17 protein-coding genes are annotated in these 26,134 nt (G+C 39.4%); 4 read left to right on the top strand and 13 right to left on the bottom strand.

Annotated features, from left to right (window positions below; genetic code table 11):
• Nucleotides 1-34: 34 nt before the first annotated feature.
• From BLU33_RS11650 to fucP, 10 genes are all read right to left on the bottom strand, one after another.
• The gene (locus tag BLU33_RS11650; RefSeq protein ID WP_091372693.1) at nucleotides 35-4,237 is read right to left on the bottom strand and encodes a hybrid sensor histidine kinase/response regulator transcription factor; all 4,203 of its coding nucleotides are present in this window, start codon (nucleotides 4,235-4,237) and stop codon (nucleotides 35-37) included.
• A 269-nt stretch (nucleotides 4,238-4,506) separates the two neighbouring features.
• Nucleotides 4,507-6,840: a glycoside hydrolase family 31 protein gene (locus BLU33_RS11655; protein WP_172829244.1), complete on the bottom strand. Its 2,334-nt coding sequence runs from the start codon at nucleotides 6,838-6,840 to the stop codon at nucleotides 4,507-4,509.
• A gap of 471 nt (nucleotides 6,841-7,311) precedes the next feature.
• Nucleotides 7,312-9,318 (bottom strand): cellulase family glycosylhydrolase, encoded by a 2,007-nt coding sequence (locus BLU33_RS11660; RefSeq protein ID WP_091372700.1) that lies wholly within the window; start codon nucleotides 9,316-9,318, stop codon nucleotides 7,312-7,314.
• A gap of 352 nt (nucleotides 9,319-9,670) precedes the next feature.
• On the bottom strand, nucleotides 9,671-11,341 hold the full coding sequence (locus BLU33_RS11665) for a GH35 family beta-galactosidase (protein ID WP_091372703.1): 1,671 nt from the start codon (nucleotides 11,339-11,341) through the stop codon (nucleotides 9,671-9,673).
• Nucleotides 11,342-11,531: 190 nt separating this feature from the next.
• Nucleotides 11,532-13,484, bottom strand: coding sequence for a glycoside hydrolase family 97 protein (locus BLU33_RS25380; RefSeq protein WP_197684598.1), 1,953 nt, complete (start codon nucleotides 13,482-13,484; stop codon nucleotides 11,532-11,534).
• A gap of 9 nt (nucleotides 13,485-13,493) precedes the next feature.
• Nucleotides 13,494-15,140 carry an alpha-L-fucosidase gene (locus BLU33_RS11675; protein WP_091372707.1) on the bottom strand — a complete coding sequence of 549 codons (1,647 nt, stop codon included), beginning with the start codon at nucleotides 15,138-15,140 and terminating at the stop codon, nucleotides 13,494-13,496.
• Between the two features lie 43 nt (nucleotides 15,141-15,183).
• Nucleotides 15,184-16,209 carry a zinc-binding alcohol dehydrogenase family protein gene (locus tag BLU33_RS11680; RefSeq protein ID WP_091372710.1) on the bottom strand — a complete coding sequence of 342 codons (1,026 nt, stop codon included), beginning with the start codon at nucleotides 16,207-16,209 and terminating at the stop codon, nucleotides 15,184-15,186.
• A gap of 135 nt (nucleotides 16,210-16,344) precedes the next feature.
• On the bottom strand, nucleotides 16,345-16,683 hold the full coding sequence (locus BLU33_RS11685; RefSeq protein WP_091372712.1) for an L-rhamnose mutarotase: 339 nt from the start codon (nucleotides 16,681-16,683) through the stop codon (nucleotides 16,345-16,347).
• On the bottom strand, nucleotides 16,680-17,735 hold the full coding sequence (locus BLU33_RS11690; RefSeq protein WP_091372715.1) for an aldo/keto reductase: 1,056 nt from the start codon (nucleotides 17,733-17,735) through the stop codon (nucleotides 16,680-16,682). Before BLU33_RS11690 ends, BLU33_RS11685 begins: the two co-directional genes overlap by 4 nt.
• A 5-nt stretch (nucleotides 17,736-17,740) precedes the next feature.
• Entirely contained in the window at nucleotides 17,741-19,075 is a 1,335-nt protein-coding gene (fucP, locus tag BLU33_RS11695) for an L-fucose:H+ symporter permease (RefSeq protein ID WP_091372717.1), read from the bottom strand.
• Between the two features lie 188 nt (nucleotides 19,076-19,263).
• Here fucP and BLU33_RS11700 point away from each other — a divergent pair, with 188 nt between their 5' ends.
• Both BLU33_RS11700 and BLU33_RS11705 read left to right on the top strand, forming a co-directional pair.
• Nucleotides 19,264-20,277 carry a helix-turn-helix domain-containing protein gene (locus tag BLU33_RS11700; RefSeq protein WP_232009441.1) on the top strand — a complete coding sequence of 338 codons (1,014 nt, stop codon included), beginning with the start codon at nucleotides 19,264-19,266 and terminating at the stop codon, nucleotides 20,275-20,277.
• 207 nt (nucleotides 20,278-20,484) lie between these two features.
• Nucleotides 20,485-21,456 carry a nucleoside hydrolase gene (locus tag BLU33_RS11705; RefSeq protein ID WP_197684599.1) on the top strand — a complete coding sequence of 324 codons (972 nt, stop codon included), beginning with the start codon at nucleotides 20,485-20,487 and terminating at the stop codon, nucleotides 21,454-21,456.
• A 1,267-nt stretch (nucleotides 21,457-22,723) separates the two neighbouring features.
• Here BLU33_RS11705 and BLU33_RS25090 read toward each other — a convergent pair.
• A complete protein-coding gene (locus BLU33_RS25090; RefSeq protein ID WP_157682123.1) occupies nucleotides 22,724-22,861 on the bottom strand; it encodes a hypothetical protein in 138 nt (45 codons plus the stop codon).
• 611 nt (nucleotides 22,862-23,472) lie between these two features.
• Here BLU33_RS25090 and BLU33_RS11710 point away from each other — a divergent pair.
• Nucleotides 23,473-23,766: a hypothetical protein gene (locus tag BLU33_RS11710; RefSeq protein WP_157682124.1), complete on the top strand. Its 294-nt coding sequence runs from the start codon at nucleotides 23,473-23,475 to the stop codon at nucleotides 23,764-23,766.
• A gap of 18 nt (nucleotides 23,767-23,784) precedes the next feature.
• On the opposite strand, the gene BLU33_RS11715 is transcribed toward BLU33_RS11710, so the two are convergent.
• Nucleotides 23,785-24,180, bottom strand: a complete 396-nt coding sequence (locus tag BLU33_RS11715) for a helix-turn-helix domain-containing protein (RefSeq protein WP_091372725.1) — start codon at nucleotides 24,178-24,180, stop codon at nucleotides 23,785-23,787.
• Between the two features lie 71 nt (nucleotides 24,181-24,251).
• A complete protein-coding gene (locus tag BLU33_RS11720; RefSeq protein ID WP_091372728.1) occupies nucleotides 24,252-24,770 on the bottom strand; it encodes a UpxY family transcription antiterminator in 519 nt (172 codons plus the stop codon).
• A 607-nt stretch (nucleotides 24,771-25,377) separates the two neighbouring features.
• On the opposite strand from BLU33_RS11720, the gene BLU33_RS11725 reads away from it, so the two are divergent.
• Entirely contained in the window at nucleotides 25,378-26,133 is a 756-nt protein-coding gene (locus BLU33_RS11725; protein WP_091372731.1) for a polysaccharide biosynthesis/export family protein, read from the top strand.
• Nucleotide 26,134: the final 1 nt, after the last annotated feature.

The following is a 26,134-nucleotide window of genomic DNA, read 5'->3' on the forward strand; positions in this document are numbered from 1 at the left end:
ACGAGTATCTTTCGCAAAAACGACTTGAAAGTTGCTATTCTTTATTCTCAGTTTCGGATAATTTCTTTTGGCGAATGGAAGCAACGTAGGCAGAGGGAAGAGTATTATACTCTTCCTTGAAAAGCTTTGTGAAATATTTGGGAGTGTTAAAGCCTACTTCATAGCATATCTGACTAATGGTCATTTGGCTGTTTTCGAGCAAATACACCGCCTTTTTCAGTCTTATGGAACGGATAAATTCAATGGGAGATTTACCTGTAAGCATTAAGACCTTACTATAGAGCGATCCCCGGCTCATGTTCATTTGGCGGCTTAGTTCTTCGACGGATAGACTTTCATTTAATATGTTAGTTTCTATATATTCAACTATACTCCTCAAAAGTTTCTCGTCTTCATTTTGCAAAGGCACCTCCTGCAATTGCAGATCCATTTGCTTTTTATAAGTTCGTTTATAAGTGTCCCTAAGAATAAGGATGTTCTTTATTTTTGAAAGAAGTATTTCAAAATTAAACGGTTTGGTCATGTAATCATTAGCGCCAATTTCCAAGCCTTCTAATTGTTCGTTCTCCCCAATCAGCGCAGTCAGCAGAACTAATGGAATATGTGATGTACGCTTATCATTCTTCAGTTTTTTACAAAGCTCAATGCCTGTCATTTCAGGCATATTGATATCACTTACGATAATATCCGGATGTTGCGAAAGCGCCTTTTGCCACCCGTCTCTTCCGTTTGAAGCTTCGATTATAAAAAATATATCTTTTAAATTATCCTTGAGGTAAAAACGAAAATCGTCGTTGTCTTCAACTAACAGGATTACCGGTTTTTTAGTTGAAGGCTGCTGTTTCAGCGAGGCTTTATTTTCATTACCATTGCCTTGGTTTTCTTTTTCATTTTCACCGTCGATGTCCAATGGTGTATCCATTTTAGCATCTGCATAAACAACAAGTGGCAATTTGATGATAAAACAACTGCCGTGGCCCGGTTCGCTTTCGACTGTTATTTCCCCCCCATGCATCTTAACAAACTCACGGGTAATTGCAAGGCCTATACCGCTGCCCTGGTTTATCACTGACTCCGGAACGTCGTTCTGGAAAAAACGCTCAAAAATCTTATCGTGCTTTTCAACAGGAATACCGATGCCTGTATCGGTCACCTTAATTTCAAGTAAAGTACCCTGATCAACCTGATTATCTTTCGTTACATTGAGTAAAACGCTTACATTACCGCCTGCGGGAGTAAATTTAAAGGCATTTGATATCAGGTTAAATAATATCCTTTCTATCTTATCATGGTCAAAATCTGTAAACAGCGAATCGATGGTCGTGTCAAAAATAAAACCGATCTCTTTTCCTTCGGCAATATCTATAAATGATAGGCTAATCTCACTGATGAACTTCACAATATCTCCGGGCTTACGATGCAGCTTTAGCTCCTGAACTTCCATCCGGCGAAAATCAAGCAACTGATTTACCAGTAGCAACAGTCGCCTGGCATTTTTTCCTATCATAGTCAGTTGTTGTTTCTGCTCCTGGTCCGCTCGGGTTAACATTTTTTCAACTGGTGCCATGATCAATGATAGTGGCGTCCTGAACTCATGACTTACGTTCGTTAAAAACTTAATTTTCAGTTGGTCGAGCTCCTGCATACGTTTAACTTCCTGGCGCTCTTGTTCTATTAGCCGTCTTTGTTCCTGCTTCTCTTTTTCTACGGCAAACTGCATTCTGATTTTTTGTATTCCGCGCTTACGAATGAAATATAACGTCCCACCAATAATCATCAGATAAACTATATATGCCCAGGTCGTTTTCCAAAATGGCGGCAAAATTTTAATTTTTAAAGAAATGTAATCGGGATTCCAAACCCCTTCTGAATTGAATACACGTACTTTAAATGTATAGTCTCCCCCATCAAGGTTGGTGTAACCGGCTTTTCTCGTTCTACTATCCGCATTTACCCATCCTTTGTCGAAACCCTCCAGCATATACTGATATCTTTCTTTACTGGGGTCAAAAAAATCAAGCGCCGCAAATTCTATGGAAAAGATATTTTCGCCGTGATTAAGTACGATATCACGTGTTACCGATATGGCTTTTGAAAGTATAACATGTCCGTTAATAGCTTCATTGGCGGATATACTTTCATTAAACACTTGAAAATCGGTAAAAACTAATTTGGGTTTATTCGTATTGGGTTGTATGGTTGCGGGATTGAAAATATTAAAACCATCGCCGCCTCCAAAAACCATCTCTCCTTTTCGTGTCCTTAAAGCGGAATTTGCATTAAATTCCCGGCCCTGAAGGCCATCCATCTCGTCAAAATTTTCAATTTGAAAATTAAAAGCGTTAAATGTAGCCGTTAAGGTGACACGACTTAACCCATTTGAAGTGCTCAGCCACATGGCTCCTTTGTTATCCTCCAGGATGTTCAATATTGAGTTTGCAGGAAGACCATTTTTTGTTGTCAGTGAGGTGAAAACATTAGTTTTAGTATTCAGAACACTCAATCCTCCGGCTGTTGCTATCCATATTAAACCGTGGCTATCCTGGGTAATACTATTTACGGTATTGTCAACTAAACCATTTGCGGCGTTTCCATTTGAGATATAATGAATCACTCGTCCCGTTTTTTTTAATATGACATCTACACCCAAAAATCCCCCTATCCATATATTGCCTTGTTTATCCTCAAAGATTGAAGATACCATTGAGGACCTTATATCGGACGGTTTAAAAGGTTGGTAAAATATTTTTTTTGATCGGTCGAAAATCTCAAGACCGCCTGCAAACGTCCCTATCCATAACCTGTGCGAGGAATCCTCCAGAATGCTCCATACCCTATCATCATCAATACTGGTGGTCACTTTATCATCATGTCTATAATGTGTAAAGGTTTTTCCGTCAAAGCAGTCCAGGCCGCCGAAGTAGGTACCGATCCATAGCTTCTGGTCATGGTCAATACATAAATTAACAATAACGTCATTACTAAGACTATTGAGGTTTGACGGATCGTGCTTATACTGGGTATAGTTACCGTTTTTACGGTTAAAATAAATAAGACCGCCCCCGTTTGTCCCAATCCATAAATTGCCGAGCTTATCTTCGGCAAATTTGTCGACATCATTAAAACTTAAACTGGCAGGATCTGACGCAAAATGCCTGTAAAGCGGGAACCTGATAATATTTTTATGATAATAGCTTATTCCCTTTTTAAAGGTACCGGCCCAAATAATACCCAAATTATCTTTGTAGAGTGATGCAGAATTCTGCCTTAATGATTTGGCGTCGTCTTCACGGTTTTGCAGGCTGGTAATTTCAAATTTCTTTTTATCCAGCACACTGATTCCGCCATGGTCGGTAGAAATCCATATACGCCCATCGTCGGCTTGAATAATATTGTTTATGACATTCGCCTTTAACTTTAGTCCCGCTGATTCTTTATCAATATGTAGCAAAGTCCCTGTTGATGGCTTGTAATAAAATACGCCCGACTCAATATAGGACGCATAGAACCACAGATCATCATCCCGATCGATAAGTAAAGAATAATACCCGTTTTTATTATTGTATGCCTTTTTAAAAATATCTGTGTGATAGGTAATTTTATTAAGCGTAATATCAAAATTTTCAACTGTGCCATCACTGTATGCTATCCATATATTGTGTTTAGCATCAACGGTGATATCAGCAATTGAACTTGAATATAACGATGGAATGGAATTAATACTATGATAATAGCGTTTCGTCTGCTTGCTTAAGGTATTATACCTGTAAACACCTGAATCAGGATACAAAAACCAAAAGTCCGCAGCACTCGTCCGTACTACCTGTGTGACATTCGGGTCAACAGGCAACTTTAAAGAACGCAACAATAGTGACATATCACTATTAAATGACTCTGTATCAGAATCATAATAGCAAAACCCATTACGTGTTGATATCCATAGCTTTTTATCCGGACCTTCAAAAATTTTGTTTATAAAATCATCACTAACAGAATTTTTATTATTGCTGTCATGCTTGAAAACTTTAAAGGTATAACCATCAAATCGATTGAGGCCCGACGCGGTACCAAACCACATGAAACCTTCCGAATCTTTAAATATGCAGTTAACCTGATTGTGTGATAACCCATCGCCTACATCCAGGTGCGAGAAACGATACTGGCTACCCTGCCCAAATACATTTACGCATACAAAAATTACTGCAACCGCAAGAAGAGAACAAAATTTTACGCGCATTCGGGGTTTCATTGAAAAAGCAAAAAATCACAAGGTTGACTTTTTAAAGCCGGTACACTAAGGTAATAAAAGTATTGCATCAAGAGCCAGGTTTCGGTTACTAAAACAGACATCTTTCAATTTTTATGCCCCCTTAAACAAGGTGGGTTATTAAATAAAAAATGCGTCCGCAGCTGACTCTACGGAACGCATCGCCATGATATTGAATTAATTTCACGGCTATGATCAATTGTAATCTGGTTTATCGTTCAATTTTCAGTTTCGTTCCCTTATCTTACTTTCACAATTATTGCTTTACCGTTATAGTTAATCGTTTCGTCAACAACTTTAGTGGCCAAAGGGCCGCTACCATGCTGGCCGTTAACCAATATGATATTAAAGGTGTGCTGTATTAACATGCCCGGAAAAGCTCCCTTGGTATCTGATATGCTTAGTTCTTTCCGTTTGTCATTCCAGGCGAATGTAAAAGTGGAATACCGGCCCTGCTCATAATTGTAATTGTCATTCTCGTCCTCATAAAAAGTAAACCACCCATCTGCGCCAGGATAGATCCGCAGTTCAATAACCTTATTGGTTTTTTGGGTGGCATACTCTACTTCGGGACCCATCGGGACGATGGAACCGGCGCGCACATATAATGGCATCTCGTCAATCGGTGCAGCAGCATTAACCGTTTTACCTCCGCTGAGGTTTTCACCTGTCCAGAAATTATACCACGGGCCCGATCCCGGCAAATAAACCTTTCTTTCCGTTTCACCTTTTCCGGTAACGGGGTTAACCAAAAATGCAGGTCCAAACATATACTGATCTGGTATTTTGTATACATTCTTATCATTACGAAAATCAAATGCCAACGAACGCATCATAGTATAATTATTAAGCGTAGTTTTTGCGGCAAGCGAATAAATATAAGGCAACAGGCGATAACGCAGCTTATCATACTTTAATAAGATTGACCTTGTGCCTTCGTCCCAATTCTTTGAAAATATGGCCCGTTCACCCTTGCCGTGGATGCGCATAATTGGGCAAAATGTACCAAACTGGAACCAACGGGTAAACAGTTCCCTGAATTCCGGTTTCGACCAATCGGGTACCCCCCAATTATAGTGGTATCCGCCTATGTCTGATGTCCAGTAAGGAATGCCTGATGTACAGGTATTAATGCCTTGCGGTATCTGATTTTTAAACGAATCAAACGTGCAGGAAATATCTGAAGACCAAAGTGTTGCAGCATTTCGTTGCTCACCCGCAAAAGACTGCCGGAGTAAAAAAAACGCTCTCTTCTTCGGGATATCCCGGCGCCAGCCCTGGTATAGCCCTGTGGAATGCTCGAGCGAATAGGTATTAAAATAGTTGATACCCTTTCCTATCCAGAAATCACTCTTGCGGCGTTCGTCCAATAACAAGCCGTTGTCAGGTTCACATTGATCAACCCACCACGCATCCCAACCATATCTTTTAATCAGGCTGTCGCGGGCCATATCCCAATATAATTCACGGGCTTTGGGATTGTGCGCATCATAGTAGTTATCAAATGTATGGGTAACAATATTATCCCAGGTTATATTTGTTAGCCCTCCCATCTTTTGCAGGGTATCGAAGTCTCTGGTTCCTTTGCCAAACACAGGCCAGATGGAAATCATCCCATGAATATTTGATTTATGTAATTCATCGATCATTTTTTTAGGGTCAGGATAACGTGCCGGGTTCATTACATGAGCACCAATAGGGAATGGATCCCAATAATACCAATCCTGCACGATGACATCTACCGGGATATGATTATTGCGGTAATTGTTCTTTACTGAAAGTATTTCATCCTGGCTCATATACCTATCCTGTGATTGGAATAGACCGAATGCCCATTTTGCAAACATTGGAGCCTTGCCTGTGGCTGTACGGTATAGGTTGATGATCTGATCAAACCCAGGGCCGTAAAAAAAGTAATAATCGGCCTGCCTCCCACTTTCGGATACATATTTAAATTTGGTATTTTCGGCTTCGGCACCGTAAAAATTTGATGCCGAATAATTATCCCACATCAGTCCATAACCTTTAGTGGATAGCAGCACGGGAACAGCGCCGGTAAGGTATTTTATTGCCAAATCCTGGTTTCTTCCTTTATAATTGATAGAGCCAGTGTCAATAGGATGGCAGCCAAGGCCAAAAAGCGCTTCATCTGCAGGTGAATTAAATTGGGTGCTTACGTTATAGGTGCTTATGCCGGCTATGGTAGCTGGGGTAATGCTTTTATTATCTTCAGAGGCTATTTCCTTACCATACAGGTCTTGGTAAGTAATATTATTAGTGAGTTTGTTTATTGTTACTTTCAACTTAGCCGTTGTGATAATAACCTGGTTCTTATCTTCTGAAACCTTAAAAGATGGGAAACTCCATTTTGCATTTACAATAAGTGAGGGCTTGCTGACAAAATCGTTAAAAATGGTGTATTTTACTTCGATGATATCGTCCTTGCAAATGGTAACCATCATCAGGCCTTTATCTAATGTAAATAAAAGCCCGTCAGCTTCTTTTTTATAGGATTTGACAGAGGCGTTGGCAACAGGTATAGCTGTGATTAGAAGTAATAGAATTGCTGCCATTAGTTTAGACAGCGCAGAGTTTAACATAATTTTTGTTTTTATCATGAATCCAGGTTTATATTAACTTGTTTATTTTATTGGCTATATCTCATTTTCGCAAACCGAAATAATAATTAATAAAACAAGCGCTGTTTAAAAACAAGTGTCCCAAACCGTCCCAACGCGGTAAAATTTGAGCTGCCAATATTTAATTCGTTCTTAGGTTTATTAATCCGGCGATAAAATTATAGAGAGGAAAAGCGGAAGAAGGGGTACAAAAGTCATAAAATAGAGTGCGAAATGTTCAATTTGATAAAAAATCGCCCAAGAGCTCATTCCTTCTAAATAAAAAACCAAATGCAATGTGGATGTTCATAATAATGGAAGACTTAACCATAACATATAACGTAAAAAACTCTAATACCCTATTTTAAAATAGGGTATTAGAGTTTTGGGGGAAATTGTAAAAAAAATTAATCTATCTATGCTTCGTTATATTTTCACAAATCCCCACTGCTGATTTTTTCCTCCGATATAACTCGATTGATCAACAGCAGTGCCATTTCTGAATGGAATTGCCGGATTGGTCCCTAAAGTAACTTCAAGGGCCTTTCCGCTATTTACATTTATAATCTTATAATATCCATTATCAGTTGCCTGAATTAACCAGTTTTGATTAGCCCCGCCTGTACCTGTGTAACTCCATATATCCGCGATACCGCCATTAGCGCCAGACCAATTATATATTTCCAAACATTTGCCACTAGTATGCATAGGCGTTAATAAATAACTGCCATTGGCCGCGTTTAACACTTTGAATTGCTGGTTTTGTCCGGCAGCATAATCCCATTGATCTGCCGTTGATCCATTAGCAGTACCCCAGCCCCAGATCTCTAAAGGCTTAAAACTGTACCTGTTGATAATCTGGTATACACTGCCAACCTGAAATGCAGGGGATGCGCCAGTTTGTGCTCCTTGTACAAGTGCCGCTAAATCCCGTTGGTCCTGTACTGCATAAGTCGACCTGTTAATGATCGAACCGGTATCCCAAAGAAATGGAAGCATACCGTTCGCGAATGCCTGGTGCATATTGTAATTATACCAATACGCCCTGGAAGCAAGATTGAAGTTTAAAGTATCTCCTGTAAGATTCAGGCCCTGTACTGCAAATTCGCCCATTACTACCGGGATGCCATTGTTAACAAACTTGGTTTTCATCATTTGGAAGTAGCCACTAAGGGTCGACTCCTCACCCCAGGTCGGATTGTGTGCAACATCGAAGGTGGTGTGATATCCCGAGCCCCAATAATAAAACACATTGCCCCATGATTGATCCGAGCCCATCAAACAGAAGTTATAAGGCGTGTAGTTATGGACTTCCACCATCAAACGATTAGATGCCTGATCGGTCGGCATAGTGTTCATCAGATTGTTCGTTGTAACAATATCAGCTCCGCCGGGCCCTTGAATAACCAGGGTCCTGTAGCTGTTGTGCCCGCCGGTTGACCTCACCGCGTTGATAAATGTTTGATGATAAGAAAGCAGAACGCTCATTGCGGCGGCAGTGTTTCCACCGGGTTCGTTCGTGCTGGCGAATAGCAGGTGTTGGTCAAAACCGCGCATTTGCGTTGCAATTTGTTCCCAAAGCGCCTTTTGTTTAGCATTGGTTGCAGCCTGCGCGGTAACTGTATCATTGCTCTGCAACCATCCGTTGTCCCAATGTATATTTAATATCACATACATGCCATCGTTAACGCAATATTGGACAACCGTCTGCACACGGGAAAGCCAGGCCGGGTCTATTTGTTCTGTTGACGTGTTTATAATGTGCGACCAATCCCAATTACAAGGGATTCGTATGGCATTAAAACCCCTTTGTTTATAGCTGTCAATTAGCGCCTGGGTAATCATGGGGTTTCCCCATCCTTGTTCGTTACCAGGAGCTTCCATGGTATTGCCGATATTAATCCCCAACGTAATGTTGGCAGCAATTTGAGTCGCGGTACTGGTCATCCCTGTTTGATCTGGCGCGATCGGGTTAGTATTCCAACTCGGGTACGAAGCTAAATTTGATTTGCTGCTACCTTTTTTTGTCATAAACGATTTGGCACTTGGATCAGCAATTTCGTGCTTACTGCATCTTATAAATGCCAGGATTGCCAGGATGCATAAAAAATAATTTAAAGTTTTTTTCATAATAAAATTGGTTAAATCGCGGCGCATCAATTTTGCCGCAGTGAATAATTGGTTATTTGAAATTGAAGGTGTTAGGCAACTGGATAGATTAAGGAGGCTTATTATATAGCCACCAGGTTTTACATAAGTGCTGATAATGCTAGTATGATTTATTACCGCCTTCAGGCCTGTATTATCACCATCTAACATTTTTTGCAAGGCGTACCAGTAGTTTTTTACAGTATTATAATTATACTGGCTTAAAAAAACTAATAAGAAGCCCGTAACCGTTCTGGCTACAGAAGAATTTAATATCAGCTTCATTTTTCAATATGAAATAAAAACAAGTCTGAAAAGGCGTATGTATATAATTGGTTAATTTTTTTTCCGCAAGGCGGGCGGATAGTTAATAAAACAAACGTACTTTAATAGCATCGAGCGCAGGCGTCACAACAACAGCCAAAATTTAACTACAATGTTTTAGGCACTATTGAGTTTATTAACCTGGCAGTAAAATTATAGATGAGAAAAATGATTGGACGGGTACAAAAGTCTTTAAATAGAGTGTGAAATGTTCAATTTGGAAGAAATATCAACTCCATCCGGGAGGTTTTGTCTTTTAACAAATTGATCGCTGAGTTGCGGGCTTTCAATTAACTCTAAAAACAGCATATTTTCATTTCAATTCATAAGTAACCACTTTATAGACCGCAGGAGTTTGAACTTCTGTACTCTTAACTTCCGATGCTGGTTGATTTGGTCCTGGCTGGGGAGGAACTATCTGTCCTTCCAAAGTTTGAGAGATCATCGCTTTACGCCCTGTTACAATCAGACATTCATTATGCCAGGTTTCGTCGCCATTAAGCATACGGGTAGTTATCCACTGCCCTCCTTCAAACTTTCCTTCAAACACCTGGCCAATACGAATCTTTTTTGATGCATTCTGGGATTCAAATCTTAGTTGTGCAGTAATGCCCGCTATTAAATATTCATCCGGAGCAGTTTGAATAACCAGGCCATATCCTGTATCATCCCAATTATTATAGGTTACAATTACTTTATCCCCGCCGAATACAAGCGTGTCGGCCGCCCTGTTTTTAGTGCGCATGAATCCCCGCATTTTACCTGTACCCTGATATTTTAATAGGTAAGGCATTAATTCATTTATTACAGAGATTGCCTGCCGATAGGCTAAATTGCTATAAGCGTCTTCAATGCCAAATGGAGAAAAGCAAATGGCATCATGCTCTGCATAGGCATAAAAAGCCCGTGCCTGTTCAGTAGTGCTTTCGGGAATAAAAAGTGGATTATCAGGACGATGATACATCGACAATATTTCTTTATAGTTAGGCGCATAAATATCAGGTGCGCATATATCGATATCAGGCGCAGTGGCTTTATAAATATCAATTACTCTGGATACAGGCCCACCGTTTGGATATACTCCGGGTAAATCAGTAGATTTTTGAACCAGCCAGGCATTTACATACATTGGAAGGTTCAATTCTTTTTTGCCTAAGCGACATATTTCATTTATATATTGGGCATATTGCCATGTCATAAAGAAATTCTGCGCACTTTTCATGGTATCTGCAAAAACTTCAGACCATGTGCCTTTAGTTTTGCTTCCATTTTTTTGCCAAACATATTTGATTTCAGGACTCAAATTATTTGTATTTTTTTGTAAATACCGAATTAAGGTTTCCGGTACCTGCGAATTAAATGAATCAAGTGCTTGTTTATTGTAATCGATATCCTGGAATGCTCCAACTTCGTTTTCGGCTTGAATCATTATAACAGTATGCTCTTTGTCTATTTCCTTTATTCGTCTCATTAATTGCACAAATGCTTTAGCATCTGCAATTTGCGCTTCCTTACAAAAAGGTGAAATTACTTCGCCGGTACTCCCATTACTTTGTTTCAGTTTAAAAAAACGTTTTGAATCTTTTTTTACCCAAAGTGGTGGATACGTGGAAAGTCCATTTTTCCAGCTTCCAAACCATAGGAGACAAAGTTTTAGTTTGTTTTCGCGAGCCTGGGATATGATCCCATCAATAATAGAATAATCAAATTTACCCTCCTGAGGTTCGAATTGTTCCCATGCAATAGATGCGAGAACTGTATTAAGTCCCATTTCTTTTAATTTGGGGAAAATGGGTTTTAAATATGTTAAGTTGGAGGATGTAGAGTTATGCAACTCTCCAGCGACCATAATAAATGGCTTACCATCAACATACAACCTGGTTATATTACCCTCATGCTTTAATTGAGGTAATTGCTGCGCGTATAAACAATTAAATTGTATAGCTGCAGAAAATAAAAAAGTGAGTAGAATTAATTTTTTCATTAAATAAATCTTTCTGGTGATTCAACAAAAAACAAGTACTTGTTGAATGTATAATTTGTAATGTAATTTATTTGCTGCTAATGCTTTGCAGATTTTCGATGTCCAGGCTTTCAGCACAAAAGTCCAATTGGAGAACTGCACTTCCTGTTAATCCTCTACTTAAAAACCGAACGTTGGATTTTCTAAAGTGTTACTTATTTCTCACGATTACTCCTGCCCAACCACCTGCAGCATCCATTGAGATAGTGATGAATGACTGAGCGGTAACGTTTCTTTTCGTTTTGTTAAGCTTTTCAGGAAACCCTCTCTCATCGTTCCAGGCAGTCAGTATATAATCCCCTTTAGACAGAAAATCAGTATTAACTTTTAATACTCGTTGATTACTATTAGTCATTGCACCAATATACCAGTTGTCACCCTTCCTTTTAGCGATAATAATATACTCACCGGGATAGCCGCCAAGTACTTTAATGTCATCCCAGGTGGTGGGAATTGTTTTTAAAAATTCTGCGCCTGGTTGCCCCAACAGATGATCGGGTGAATCACAGTAAACGGTGAACGGACTTTCGTAAATAACGAACTTCGCAAGTTCGGCACACCGGCTGTTCATTACCTCGGTAGGATTACCAACACGAAACTTATTCTTACTTACATTTAAAAAGCCTCCTGGTGTATAATCCATCTGGCCTGCCAGCATTCGTGTAAATGGAAGTGTCGTATTGTGTTCGGGGGTAATCCTGGTAGAGAATTTTGAATACTCTTCTCCTAAAACGCCTTCACGGGTGATCATGTTCGGGTAGGTGCGAATAATTCCATCTGGCTTATAGGCGCCATGAAAATCAACCATTAAATGATATTTTGCAGATGTTTCAATAATACGATGATACCAGTTTACCATTTGCTGATCGTCCCGGTCCATAAAATCAATTTTAATTCCGGCAATACCCCATCGTTCATAAATTGGAAAAGCCTTTTCAAAATTATCATTTCGGTTAACATCAGAACTGTATAACCAAAGCCAGCATTTAACCTTTTTGGCTTTAGCGTATGCTAAAATCTCCGGCATATTTAATTGTGACGCAGGTTTGGTAATATCCGCCTCTGGTTTGTTAAATGCCCCATACCATTGCCAATCAATGAGCATATAGGGCCAGTGTTGTGCCGATGCCAGGTCTATGTATTTTTTGATAGTTGGCATGTCCATTTTCACGTCGCCGCTCCACCAGTTATCCCAGGCACTCATACCGGGTTTAATCCAGCTGGCATCTTTTAGGGCACAGGGAGGGTTCAAATTCTGTATCAACTCCGATTCAATTAATTTGCCTGGCGAATCCGCCAACATGACCACACGCCAGGGTGTGAGCAGATCATTGGTAAACCGGGCCTTAACCCCGCTCTCACCTTCACCAGGCAAAGGCGACAACTTGGTGACCAGGTCGATTTTATCGGTCGCACCGGTATCTGTTTTTAGCACTCCAATATAAAACCCCGGATAATTATCAATATCTGCTTCTGTAATAGCCGCGTAATGACTCCCATCCAATTCTACCAGTAAGGGTAAGCCGGCAATTGTTTTTTCCGTGATGTGGTTCAGGGTTCGCGGCTCGAACTCGGACTCTTGCGAGGAGGTATAACTGCCATAATCTGCAACCCAGGCCTTTGCAGTGGCTGGTAAATTAAAGCTGGTAAGTTCCCTGGTTATCTGCCGGTCACCGATTTTATCCGCCCCGAATAACTGATAACGAAAAGCCACGCCATCATTATAGACTCTGAAATAGAGATTCATCCGGCGTAACTGCCCTGATTTCTCTACCAATGATAGCATCAATTCGTTATAACAATCAGCTATAACCTGGTGCTTTGTTTTTACCACAGGTATCCAGGTTTGGGCAACGGCATGTTCCGCATGACCAATTATGGTCATATTGGCACCAATAGCCGGTTCATCCTTAAACTCGAACCCAAGTGATGAAGGATGGATCACTGTTAAACCGTTACTGGAAACAGTATATTGCAACCGGGTATCGTTGTTTATTTCTACAACAGTTCTTTTATCCGGCGATGCCAGCTTAAAAGTTTGTGCAAAACAAGGAACTGCCAGTAAAATGACAGCACTCAGGACATAGTAAAATTTCAGATTCATAAGAATGTACTAAATAGCCCCTTCGATTTTTAAAACGAATGCATCTTTTCCCGGAGACTGTTCGGGCAAATTGACCTTCAGACCGGCTGCGGTTTGCTCAAAACTCAACTTATCATTTCCAAGTAGTTTCACATCGCTTATTTTACCAATCAGATCACTGGCGACTAATTTTTTTATTAGGGCGCTATTATCTTTTGGCCAGCCCATCATAATAGCATAAAGCGTTTTGCCCTTGGTTGTAAAGCGAAAATCTTCAGCCCCAAGTGGTTTACCCTTACCTTCGTTAAATCCCTGTGCGCTGATTGGTGCCACCGACTCCATAGCCGGGCCTTCACCAAACACTTTCCAGGGCCGTGTACCATAAATAGCTTCACTGTTGATCTGCATCCAGGCGACAACTTCTTCCACAACTGCGCGTTCTTCGCTGTCAATAGTGCCGTCACCACGTACCGGGATATTTAACAGCAAATTGCCGTTTTTGCTTACCACATCTACCAGTGTATGGATCACTGTTTTGGCGTTTTTATAGCCCTTGTTATCAAACAAACGGCGATCATAATGCCAACCGCCAATACAAGTATCCGTTTGCCAGGGCAGTGGTTCGATCTGGTTGCTTTGCCCGCGTTCAATATCCCATATCATACACTTGCGCTGCTGCTCATCCAGTATTTTGCCAAACAATGCAGCTTGCAACTTGCCGTGCTTTTTGATACTGGTATTATACATATGTGCGGCAAGTTTTAAGCCCACATCACTTATTGGCCAAAGCGGTAACACATTGTCATCAAAATAAATAAGCTCAGGGCCGTATTTGTCGATCAGTTCAATAGTGCGGTTAAAAAATTTATCGCAATAGGCTTTATCAGGCACACTTGCGCCATTGCCCCAGGCCCAATGGCCGCCCATGCTATTGTCGTCAAGGCTATCCTGACTCAAGGCATGATTTTGGGCATACAATTCCTGTGGATCATACCCGTTCCACCATTTGCCTGCACCATCTGCCTTGTTAAGCTTGCCATCGTAAGGGATGCCCGCGTAAGGTCCACTTTTATCCGCCCGTTGGGCAACCTCGTACCATGTCCATGGGTGCGAGGCATGCACTGTGACACCAAAAGGCAGGTCATGTTGTTTAGCAGCCTTAGCCCAGCCGCCAATAAGATCTTTCTTAGGGCCAATTTTTGTAGAATTCCATTGCTGATATTTGCTATCATACAAATCAAAGTTATCATGATGATTAGCCAAAGCCATAAAGTATTTGGCACCAGCACGTTTGTATAAGTCAACCAATTCACCAGGATCCCAGTTCTCGGCTTTCCAATCGTTGATTACATCCTTGAAGCCAAATTTTGAAGGGTGCCCATATTTTTGAATGTGGTAGTTATATTGGTCGCTGCCCTCTTCGTACATACCACGGGCATACCAGTCACCACGTTCTGGCTGGCATTGCGGGCCCCAGTGCGCCCATATCCCAAATTTGGCATCGCGAAACCAATCAGGAACTTGATATTGTGCTAACGACTTCCATGTTGGCTCAAATGGCCCGGCAGTAATACCCGAATGTGAATGAGTTTGCAATAAACTACTTCCGTAAAGTTTCGACAGGTAAATGGAAGATAATCCTGTAGCTAACCCCTTTATCAGCGTTCTTCTTTTCATTGAAAATGTATTTCGTGTTTTTTATATATTGTTAGGAAGGCCCTTAATAGACATCATCCATTGAAATCATAGCCTTTATCACGCCGTTTTCCGGTTTTAGCCAACTTGTAAAGTCTCTTTTAACCTCACTGAATTTCACCCTGTGCGTTATATACTTTAAAGGGGTTATTAATCCTTTTTTGATAGAATTGATGACATAATCAAAATCCAAAACAGTGGCATTTCTGCTGCTCATCAAAGTGGCTTCCCGTTTATGAAATTCAGGGTGACTGAAGCAGATATCCCCTTTTTGCAATCCTATTAAAACATACCTGCCCCCATGTGCCAGGTATTGAAAGGCGTTATTAATAGCTTTAAGATTTCCTGTCGCATCAATAACTACAGTTGGCATATCTCCGCCGGTTATATCCTTTAACTGCTGTACCACATCAACAGAGGAAGCATTGATGGTATAATCTACATTAAGTATTTCCCGGCAAAAGTTAAGTCGCTCCTCATTAATATCTAAAGCAATTACTTTAGCACCACGTATCCGGGCAAATTCCATTGTCCCTAAACCAATAGGCCCTGCACCAATGATCAACACAAACTCACCACCTGTAACGGCTGCACGTCTGATGCCGTGAGCACCAATGGCCAATGGTTCAACAAGTGCCAGCTCATCAAAACTAAGTCCCTCACCATGCAGCAAGGTATGCGAAGGAACCATCAGGTATTCAGCCATACCACCGTCTATGTGTACACCGCAAACTTGAATGCTAACACAACAATTAGTATTGCCAGACCGGCATGCTATGCAATGCCCGCAACTAAAGTATGGCGTAAAAGTTACGCTCTCATTGATTTCAAACCCAGGAGCATTATCAAATGCCACCAATTCTCCGGAGAGTTCGTGCCCTAACACACGGGGGTAGTTAAAAAAAGGTTGTGTACCTTCAAATGCATGCAAGTCGGTTCCGCAAATGCCAATCCTTTTGATCTTGATAATCGCGTGATCTTTGATTAACACTGGCTTCTTTCGTTCCCCATAATCAAGTATTCCAGGCTCAACACATGTTAATATTTCCATTTATTCAGGTGTTTGTATTTATAAAATTTAATGGTACTTCTGATAAAACACTTCAATTAATCGTCATTCGATCTATCCATGCCCAACCAGGTCGCATTGCCAGAAATGTTGGTGCGAATCAATCTTTAACATATGTCAACCCAATTGAAATATCTTGTCCATCAAAACCCATTTCTCGCCGGGCTTGGCAAATTGCAGCGGCTGCTGAAATTTCCACATCAATTCCTCCCATTCCTGAACTTTAGGGTTATTGGCATCAGCTACTGCTTTCCTTCCAAAATCAAAAGCGTCAATGGTAGCCATTATCATAAAAAGTCTATTACTTACCCTATATATTTCCATGAATATAATACCAGCATCCTTAATGCTTTTATTAATCTCCGGCCAGCTATTTTCACTTTTGTGCCAATGTTCATATTCTGCTATTAATGCCAGGTCATCCTTCAGGTCAAGTGTCAAACAGTATCTTTTCATGACAAGGTATTGGTGTTGAATTCAAAATACTTTTTATCGATCAATTCCTGGCTGATCATTTCATTCCAAAATGCTTTTGGCACACTCACCCCGCCCATCGCTATATTATCCTTTACCCTTTTTGGGTTGGTAGTGCTTAGGGCGATGCTTTTAACCCCCGGTGCCATTAAGGCAAACTGCACACAGGCTTCGGCAGGCTTTATGTTAAATTTAGCACAGAGCTTAAAAAAATCCTCACGCCATTTTACCAATGCTTTATTTTGAGGTTCATCAGCGGCTATAAGTTTATAGTCGAAATAATCCCCGCCAATTAAATAACCGGAATGGAACACGGCGGAGTTGATGATCTGTACACCATCATCTTCCAGTTTTTTCATAAAATCGAGCAAAGGCCTGAGATGACTTTTAATGGTCATGCTGTTGGCTATCATCACCCAATCCAGATCAACATCATTATAAACACGTGCTATAGAACGCCAGTCTTTGGCCCCCACACCTATTGCTTTAACCTTACCATCGCGTTTTAAGGTTGCAAGCGCACGGTAAGCCTCCAGTATATCGTTATATAACTTTGCATCCTCATCGGCCGATTGTGCTTTAGCCAGGTATTCATCCGGATCATGTACCGATACCATTTGCGGGATATAACCGTTCAGCAGTTCATTGCCCTGCTCAAAACACTCAAGTATGCCATCATAGCTGATGTGCTGCTCCGCGTCATATTTCAGATCGCGCCAAACGTCCGGTTCAAACGTTGGTTCCGGTGTTTTTAGCTCGGTGCGTACCCACCCTAATTTATTACTGATGATCACATCTTCCGGATCAACATTTAAAGCCTTTAAACATTTACCCAATGATTCAAGCGCTAAACCTGCACCATATTTACCGGCCGAATCAAAGATGAGCTTGCCGTTGGTATGGGTAATGCATTCTTTCACTATTTCTTGTTTTATCTCATCAGGCAAAGCCACAAACAAATTCCCTAAACCGCTGGTGCCGAAAACTACCGGCGGCATATCAAAAGTGTATGGTGTGAAATTTTTATCTGGCATAATAATTAATGTGTAGGTAATATTTTGGCAGATGCTGCAACTTCTTCAATAAGTTCACCGGGTATTTTTGAACCCCTTAACGCATAGTAAGCAATATACAGGTAGCATATTAATGGTATAACCATAGCAATAGCCATGCTTTTTGTTGATTCGGCAATTAAACCCATCACAGGTGGAAAGAATGCCCCACCCACAATAGCCATCACCATAATTGAGCCGCCAATTTTGGCGTTATTGCCCAGGTTACGAATGCTAAGTGCAAAATTGGTTGGGTACATCAGCGACATAAAAAAGCTGGTGAAAAATATGGCCCAAACGCCTATAAACCCAGGTATTAATATGGCAATGGCTACCAACCCTACGTTGACAAACCCGTATATCCCCATTAGTTTGCCCGGTGATACATAGCGCATGATATAGGTGGCCGAAAACCTGCCTACCCCAAAAGCCACCAGTGTGCCTGTTAAAAAATACCCAGCTATTTTCTCGGGCTGGCCTGTAAAATCCTGTACGTATTGGATAAAGAAACTCCAGGTACAGGTTTGCGCGCCGCAGTAAAAAAACTGCGAAATCACCCCTTTATAAAAATGCGGGTACTTCAACAGCTCCCTGCTGTTGGCTTTAACGGCGTTTTCTTCTTTTAGCTCATCCCTACCCTTCGGAAATTTGGTAAACATCAGGAAAATGCTCCATAATACTGCAAAGGCAGCCAACACCAGGTAAGGCGTTACCACACGCATGGTTTCCTGCTGCAGGTAATGCTGGTATTCGCCGGATAGTTTCATGGCGGTAATTTTCAGCGGATCGTGCTCAATGCCTGAAAGAATAAATATAGTACCTATAAGCACGCCCAAAACAGCGCCTATAGGGTTAAATGCCTGCGAAAAGTTAAGCCTGCGCTCCGCTGATTGGGATTCGCCCAGTTCAACAATAAATATATTGGCACCGGTCTCTAAAAAAGTTAAGCCCGAGGCGATCACAAATAAGGCGAACAGGAATAAGCCATATTTACCTGCAACTGCTGCGGGCCAAAACAGGCAACACCCTAATGCAAAAAGCAGTAAACCGGCAATAAGGCCTACTTTATAGGAGTACTTTTTCATGATAAGCCCGGATGGCACCGCCAAAAAGAAATAACCCATATAAAAGGCTGATTGGATCAGGCCCGCCTGGGTACGGCTCAATTCAAATGATTTCATGAACTGTTTTATCAAAATATCATTCATGTTATTCGGGATACCCCAAATCAAAAACAACATGGTAACCAGCGAAAATGATAACAAATTCCGCCGTGGTACAAAACCCCAAACTTCATTCCTCGATTGTGATAAAGCACCCATTAGCTTATAATTAGATAGTAAGATTGATATGTCTCCATTTTTAATTCATTAGTGAGCATAAGTCGTTAAAATCCGGTAATCACTGAGCGCAAGTGAGGCTACTCAAAAATGAGTAAACTAGATGCTCCCGGTAAACAAGACTTTAAAAATAATTGGTTTGCAGCTTACTGCGAATAATCAAATTTACAGTGAATAAGCCTGTCAAATTTGATTTAATTGGACTATTTGTTGTACAAATCCGACTTTACAAAGTGTGTAAATTTGAAATTGTTGTATATATTACGCCCTTAATTTATATTTTTTCAGATATGATTAAGAGAGCCTTACAACACACCTTTTCGCTGCTGAATGTCGACTATGTCCAGCTTAATACAAAATGGAACTACGGGAACGTCATCAGCCCCTATTACAGGATATATTATATTGATAGTGGGGCCGGCGAAATATCGGACCCGGCAGTTTTATTGAAACTTGAACCGGGTTATTTGTACATCATTCCTAGTTTCACGTTATGTAATTTGAGTTGTAACGACCATCTCAGTCAATATTTCGTACAGTTTTTTGAAGAGTCAAATGACGGCACTTCGTTATTTTCTAATAACAGGACCATATTAAAGGCTGAAGCAAGCGATACAGATATAAAACTATTCATCCGTTTGCTGGAAATCAATCCAGGCAGGGGCATTAACCGCTCTGATAACCCTAAAATATACGAAAAGAATATTTTCTATAAAGAATATCAGGAACTTAATAATCAACAAAACATAGCAACCTACATGGAAACGCAGGGTATACTTTTACAATTAGTAGCTAGATTTTTGAATCCGAAAATTTATAAACACCACGAAAAAAATATCATACCGATTAAAATAACCGAAACACTAAGCTATATTTTGGTTAACCTCCATCAAGAGCTTTCCGTCTCTTATTTGGCATCAAGGGTTAATCAAAATATAGACTATTTTTCCCGTCAGTTTAAAGAGTACACCGGCGAACGGCCAATAAATTATATTAACGAAAAGCGCATTGAACGGGCACAATATCTAATGGCAACGAGTCGAATGAGCTATTCAGAAATTAGTCTGCAAACAGGTTTTGAAAATTTGTCCTATTTTTCAAAAACCTTTAAAAAATTCACAGGGATGTCTCCACGTGAATATAAAAAACAAATTTATTCGGTTGGCTTTGATCATCAAGGATAAATTACTATCGATTATAGTCATCCCGATAATCAGCATTCCCTTTAAGTCCCGTTTCTCATCAACCAAAATATCTTCCATCACCTCACTGCAGGCTGTGTCCACAATATCATCTCCGTATTTACTATTATTTTCATTTAGCTTTGTTTCAACATAAGCCAGCTATCAATTATGAAATCTTTTCGCATTGCCTTATTAATCCTATTGTTCATGTCGCCGCTCTTTGCCTTTTGCCAAACGTCTTCTCCAATAACACCACGTATGCGTGTGATTATTGACAATGATTTTGGAGGTGACCCGGATGGCCTTTTCCAGTTAACCCACCTACTTTTGTCGCCCTCGGTGGAAATAAGAGCGATTATCGGTACACACCTGAACGCTCACGATGGGTTTGATCCGTCCAAAACACAGGCAGACAATGCCGCAAAAAAAGCCCGTGAATTATTGTCGATAATGAAAATAGATGGTAAGATACCCGTGATAGCCGGCTCTAATTCCGGCATGCAAAACGACAGTACCCCGGTAAAAAGCGATGCCGTTGATTTTATTATTAAAGAGGCATTACGGACCGATACCAAATTGCCGCTATACGTACTATGCGGCGCGGGCCTTACCGAAATTGCTTCAGCAGCTTTGACTAAACCGGAAATTGCAGGAAAACTAACACTGATATGGATTGGCGGTCCCGAATACAACGACCTTGCCTTGCCGCCACCTAATGCCTCTCCAATCGAGTATAACCTGAATATAGACATTTATGCGGCAAGAGCGGTGTTCAACCGGAGCCAGATCAACTTATGGCAGTTGCCCCGCAACGTTTACCGGCAAGCGATTTTGCCTTATTCAGAACTGGTACTAAAAATTAAGCCCAACGGTGAAATCGGCAAATACCTTTACAATACCCTTGAAAATTTGATGGCGAGGATGCAAAAGTACAAGCTGAACCTTGGTGAAACATATATCCTGGGCGATAGCCCCCTGGTATTATTAACCGCCCTGCAATCCTCTTTCGAGCCGGACCCCTCATCCAGCGATTATGTGAATAAGCCCTGTCCCACCATTAGCAGCTCCGGTATTTATCAATTAAATCCCGGCGGTAGAAAAATTAGGGTATATCAGCATATTGATACCGGCTTGATGTTTAGTGATTTTTTTGCGAAGCTGGAGCTATTTAAAAATTAGGGATTTGAAAGCCGTCGATGCTTGCAGCGAAAATGTATCGCTTGTTTACACAGTTACATGAGCAGCGCATAACGCAAATTTATTAGGATTACTTGATGTTTTAGCAAATCAATAAACTTGCGATAGATAATAGTAAATAGCATTGAACCAGGTTGCTGGAACGGTTCGATAACATTCTTGTCGTCTTATTTAAAAACCTCGTTTCAAGCAGTTAAACGCAACAATACTTGCAAATCTTCCAAAAAACGGTTCGAAATCTGTATCGTCGGGAGTACTTTTAGAGATCAATCGACACAAAGCCTGGTATTTTCATACCAGGCTTTGTTGTTTTAACGGTTCGCCCATCTTTCTGAGTGGCTTAGCCCAGTTAAGTCTCCTATTTCACACACGTGCCATTTGCTTCATCAAAAAACGACCATTACACCCGCCAGGGTATTATTATGGCTGCTATGTTTCGGTAAAATTTATCTTTTCAGAATTTCAGAGAATTCACCTCCGGCTAGAGGGTGGCACGATATGTTATGGCGATAAAATCCGCAAACGTGTTGATCATGTAGCCAATCTACCTTAATTGTTGTGAAATCATTATACACATTTTCACACATTGTATCAATTTTCAAATTTATCCCATCTTCGGCGCGAATTACACTTAATTTTATGATAATCATCTAGTTATCCACAATGCTATGGACAGAAAAACAGTGATTAACAAAGGTAAACCTGATACACAAAAAAGCAATCGCGTGTTAAAAAATAACGGATGCGCTGTACTTATTTGCAGGCGTAGCTAATGACTAGCTAATTTAATTCAATACATTATATGAGAACATTAACAAAATCTTTTAAAGCAGTCATCTATGGTCAGGCAGATCTGGCAGAACTTGGAAAATTTGTAATAGTAATTATAATTTTACTATTGATCGTACTCTATGTTTTCGGAAACAAGTTCGCCGGAGTATAAATATTACAACCGTAGTATATATGAAGATTTGAGGTTATCGATCCGAAGCCTCAAATTTTAAGTCGAAAATAAATTATCCATTAACAATAAACAGAAATTTATGTCAAACTTAACAAAACACCTTATTAAAGAATTTTTAATTGCAGGTTTTCTATTGACAGGTTTGTTGCTATATGGCTATTTTGGCCGGTAATTTCTAAAAATTGCAAGACCTCTAGTATAGAAGTGTATTCTATAAACAGAACAACCATAAAAGTCTGTGTTTAAATCCTCAATACAATTCAGACCTCATTTCGCGCTCATTTACTACCAATAGCAATGCGTTTCTATCAGCATACACGCTGTTCCTGTTTCAGGTTCTATCTCCAATTGGGGAATAAGAAACACATCAAATAACAGCTGTTTCGCCAGGGCTCCCAAGCCAAAACCTATACTAACAATCATTTTTCTGACTTTATAAATAGCATATCTAATACTTTTACATTAAATACAAGTAACAATATCGTTATAAATAATATTTTAATTATTATTAAAACCTAAAAGTAATCTTAAAATCACAAATCAGTTATTTCGGGGCGCAACAAAACGTGCAAATAAATACCCAAATCGTGCAATTTAAGTCTCGATTTAAAAATGAATAAAATGAATATAAGCTTGATTCAATTAGAAATAAGAAATTTGGCATACCGATAATTAAATGGTTTTAGTAAAAAAAATAGGTGCTTAATAAAGTTGCACTAAGTGTAAATATTGATAACGACTTCATTTCACCAATTTACAGAGAAGAAGAAAAAATTACTTTAAAAACTATTTATGTTAAATACAATTTATAAAACACGACTTTTGATTAGCAATATTCCTAATAATGGTATATTATGTGCTATAACTATTAACAGTACATTATTTTTATTTCCAGTTCTTTAACTGATAGATAATTTTTTTTGAGGAATTATCTTGGAGTATGAAACAATTTTATTTCCAGGCACGTAAGAAAGGTCTTTGGATCTGATATTAACTTATCTCATCCGTTAATGTACGTATATAGATTACAAGTAATGATAAGTGAAAAAAAGAAAGACTATCGTGAAAAAGAGGATAACTCTTTCACTATCAATGGAATAGACTTCGATATCAATATCCGGGAATTTAAAGACTTTTTAATCCATAGCTCAGCTTTTATGGATATTACTAAAGAAGGCTTTGATAACATGATCGGTAGTATAGCAGATGCCATTTTAGATAATGATAGCAAAAATTCAACGTTGGAAGAGATACGCCCTCAACTAAAATTCCTGCGTGAGGTAAACCTCTACCTTAAAAGCATTTACGGCAATAACCATTTAGATTGATCACTGTATTTCAGCAACTTACCGCACAATATCATTGTTTTCAGCACGATTCTCATTGGCATACCATTCGGCGGTCCTTACTAAAAGATCATTATATTTTTCTAAGATTTCAAGGTATTTATTTTTCCAGTACTCGGCATCTGTGTTTACTTCAGGGTTTTTAACAATATTGAGATTACCAAATGTATTCAATTGTTTAAAATCATCCGATTTAAATATATGGGGAAATTCAATAGAAAAGTCGTGTTTTATATACACACCTATCTGGTAAATTATTTCTGTTTTTAAAAATTGTTGATTAAACCAGTAATACACCGATCTGCGGTTAACTTTGGCGAGCCTGGCCAATTCACTTATACTATAGCCCTCGCGCCTGATTACCATTTCTACAATTTGTCCACGGTGCGTATCCATAGTATTGTTAATTCTTCAATTTTTTTAATAAAACCAACAGTTATTGTTAATTTAATGAATATTTCGGATCACTAACTGGCGACATTTAAGGCCAGTTGATTAACTTTTACAACAACGGCGCAATCCAGTTGTTCAATAACCATGAGTACTTTTGTTCCCATAATCTTGTTTACAAGGCCTTCTTTATTCACAAGCAGGCCGTCGGTTATTTTTACCTTGTCGCCAATTTTTAAACTTTTTAAGCTAATAACCTCAGCATCCGCGTAGTTTTGTGTAATTGATCTGATCTGCTCAATTTCCAGCTCTGTAATTACCACGTGTTTACCATTATGAGATAACAAAGTAATCACCCCTGGGGAACTCTTAATCTTATTTACCTCTAACGGAGAAGCTTTTACAAAAAGATATGATGAAAAAAAAGGCTTTTCTACCGTCTTTACCCTATCAGCCCATTTGTTGCGGGATGTGATCAACGGGCAATAAGAAACAATCCCCTGTTCTTTAAGATTCTTATCAACTTTTTTTTCAAAATTAGATCGGGTATAAATAACCATCCACTGGGCGATATTTTTTTTTAATCCAATTATCATATTTTCACGATTTAACTTATGCGGGATATATCTAGAAATTATCGTACCAAATAAATTCAGTTTCTAATTAATTAATAATAATTTAATATAGGTATCTAATTATAGATACACGTTTTTATATATAGCTACTAATCAATCCATAAGGTTTTGTTTCTCCCGATTAAAATACGACATGATATTTTAAAAATCAACTATTCCGAAACAATCTACCAATTCCGCACAACTTTAATAATCGCAGAAGAAACGTAAATCCAACGTTAAAATCCGTATCACCTCATTTTATTGACGCTTACTTCTCACTTTTTCACAATAATCAGCGCCGCGTTATACACATTTTCACACATTGTATCAGATTGACATAATTTTACAAAACCAATAACAATAAGCCTAATTTTATGAAAATATTTTATCCAAGTGCTGACAATATTAGCATTAACGATATTCCCTGATTGTTTTATTGCAAATAAGGTCACTGTAAGTGAAATGGCGAAGCCATACTATCTGGATAAAAAACACACTCCTTTTAACTATTCGATTACGCATCCGGCAATTCAATAACAGAATATTTACCGCAATACGCCTATTCATCGTACCCTAATTAACCAATATGAATATAAATATAAATCACCGTACGCTCTTATTATTTGTATCATCCGTTATTCTTTTTGCGGCATCCTCCTGCAATTCGTACAAGAACATCCCCTATTTTCAGAATGTGAACCGTTCAAACACTGTAAATGAGAAAATTGATAATTATTCACCGATTACCATTCAAAAACAGGATATTTTAGGAATTACGGTCACCAGCCTTAACCCTGATGCCTGGAAAGATGATAGTGTGAAACCAAACGGGTATTTGGTAGATATGAATGGTAATATACAATTACCCTTAGTGGGAAGCATGAAAGCCGAAGGATTTACCACTAACGATCTTCAGCAGCAAATAGCAGCCAAACTGGCAACCTATTTAAAAGAACCGTCTGTTAATGTAAGGATCATGAATTTCAAGATATCGGTGATAGGGGACGTAGCGCATCCAAATGTTTACCCGATACAAAATGAGCGGGTTACCATCCCTGAAGCACTTGGGCTTGCGGGAGATCTGAATATAACAGGCATCAGAAATAACGTACTACTGATAAGAGAAATTAATGGCAACAGACAATATGTTAACATAGACCTTACTTCGGCTGACTTATTTAAGTCGCCCTATTATTATCTAAAAAACAACGATGTAATTTATGTGCAACCGGATAAAACAAAATCTAATTCAGGTGATAGAAGTTATCGAACAATAAGCCTGCTGTTAGGTGCTTTATCTCTAGTCGCAACTATTGTACTTACCGCTGTAGTAAACAAATAAT

The sequence above is a fragment of the Mucilaginibacter mallensis genome, from assembly GCF_900105165.1.
GTDB classification, from domain to species: Bacteria; Bacteroidota; Bacteroidia; order Sphingobacteriales; family Sphingobacteriaceae; genus Mucilaginibacter; species Mucilaginibacter mallensis.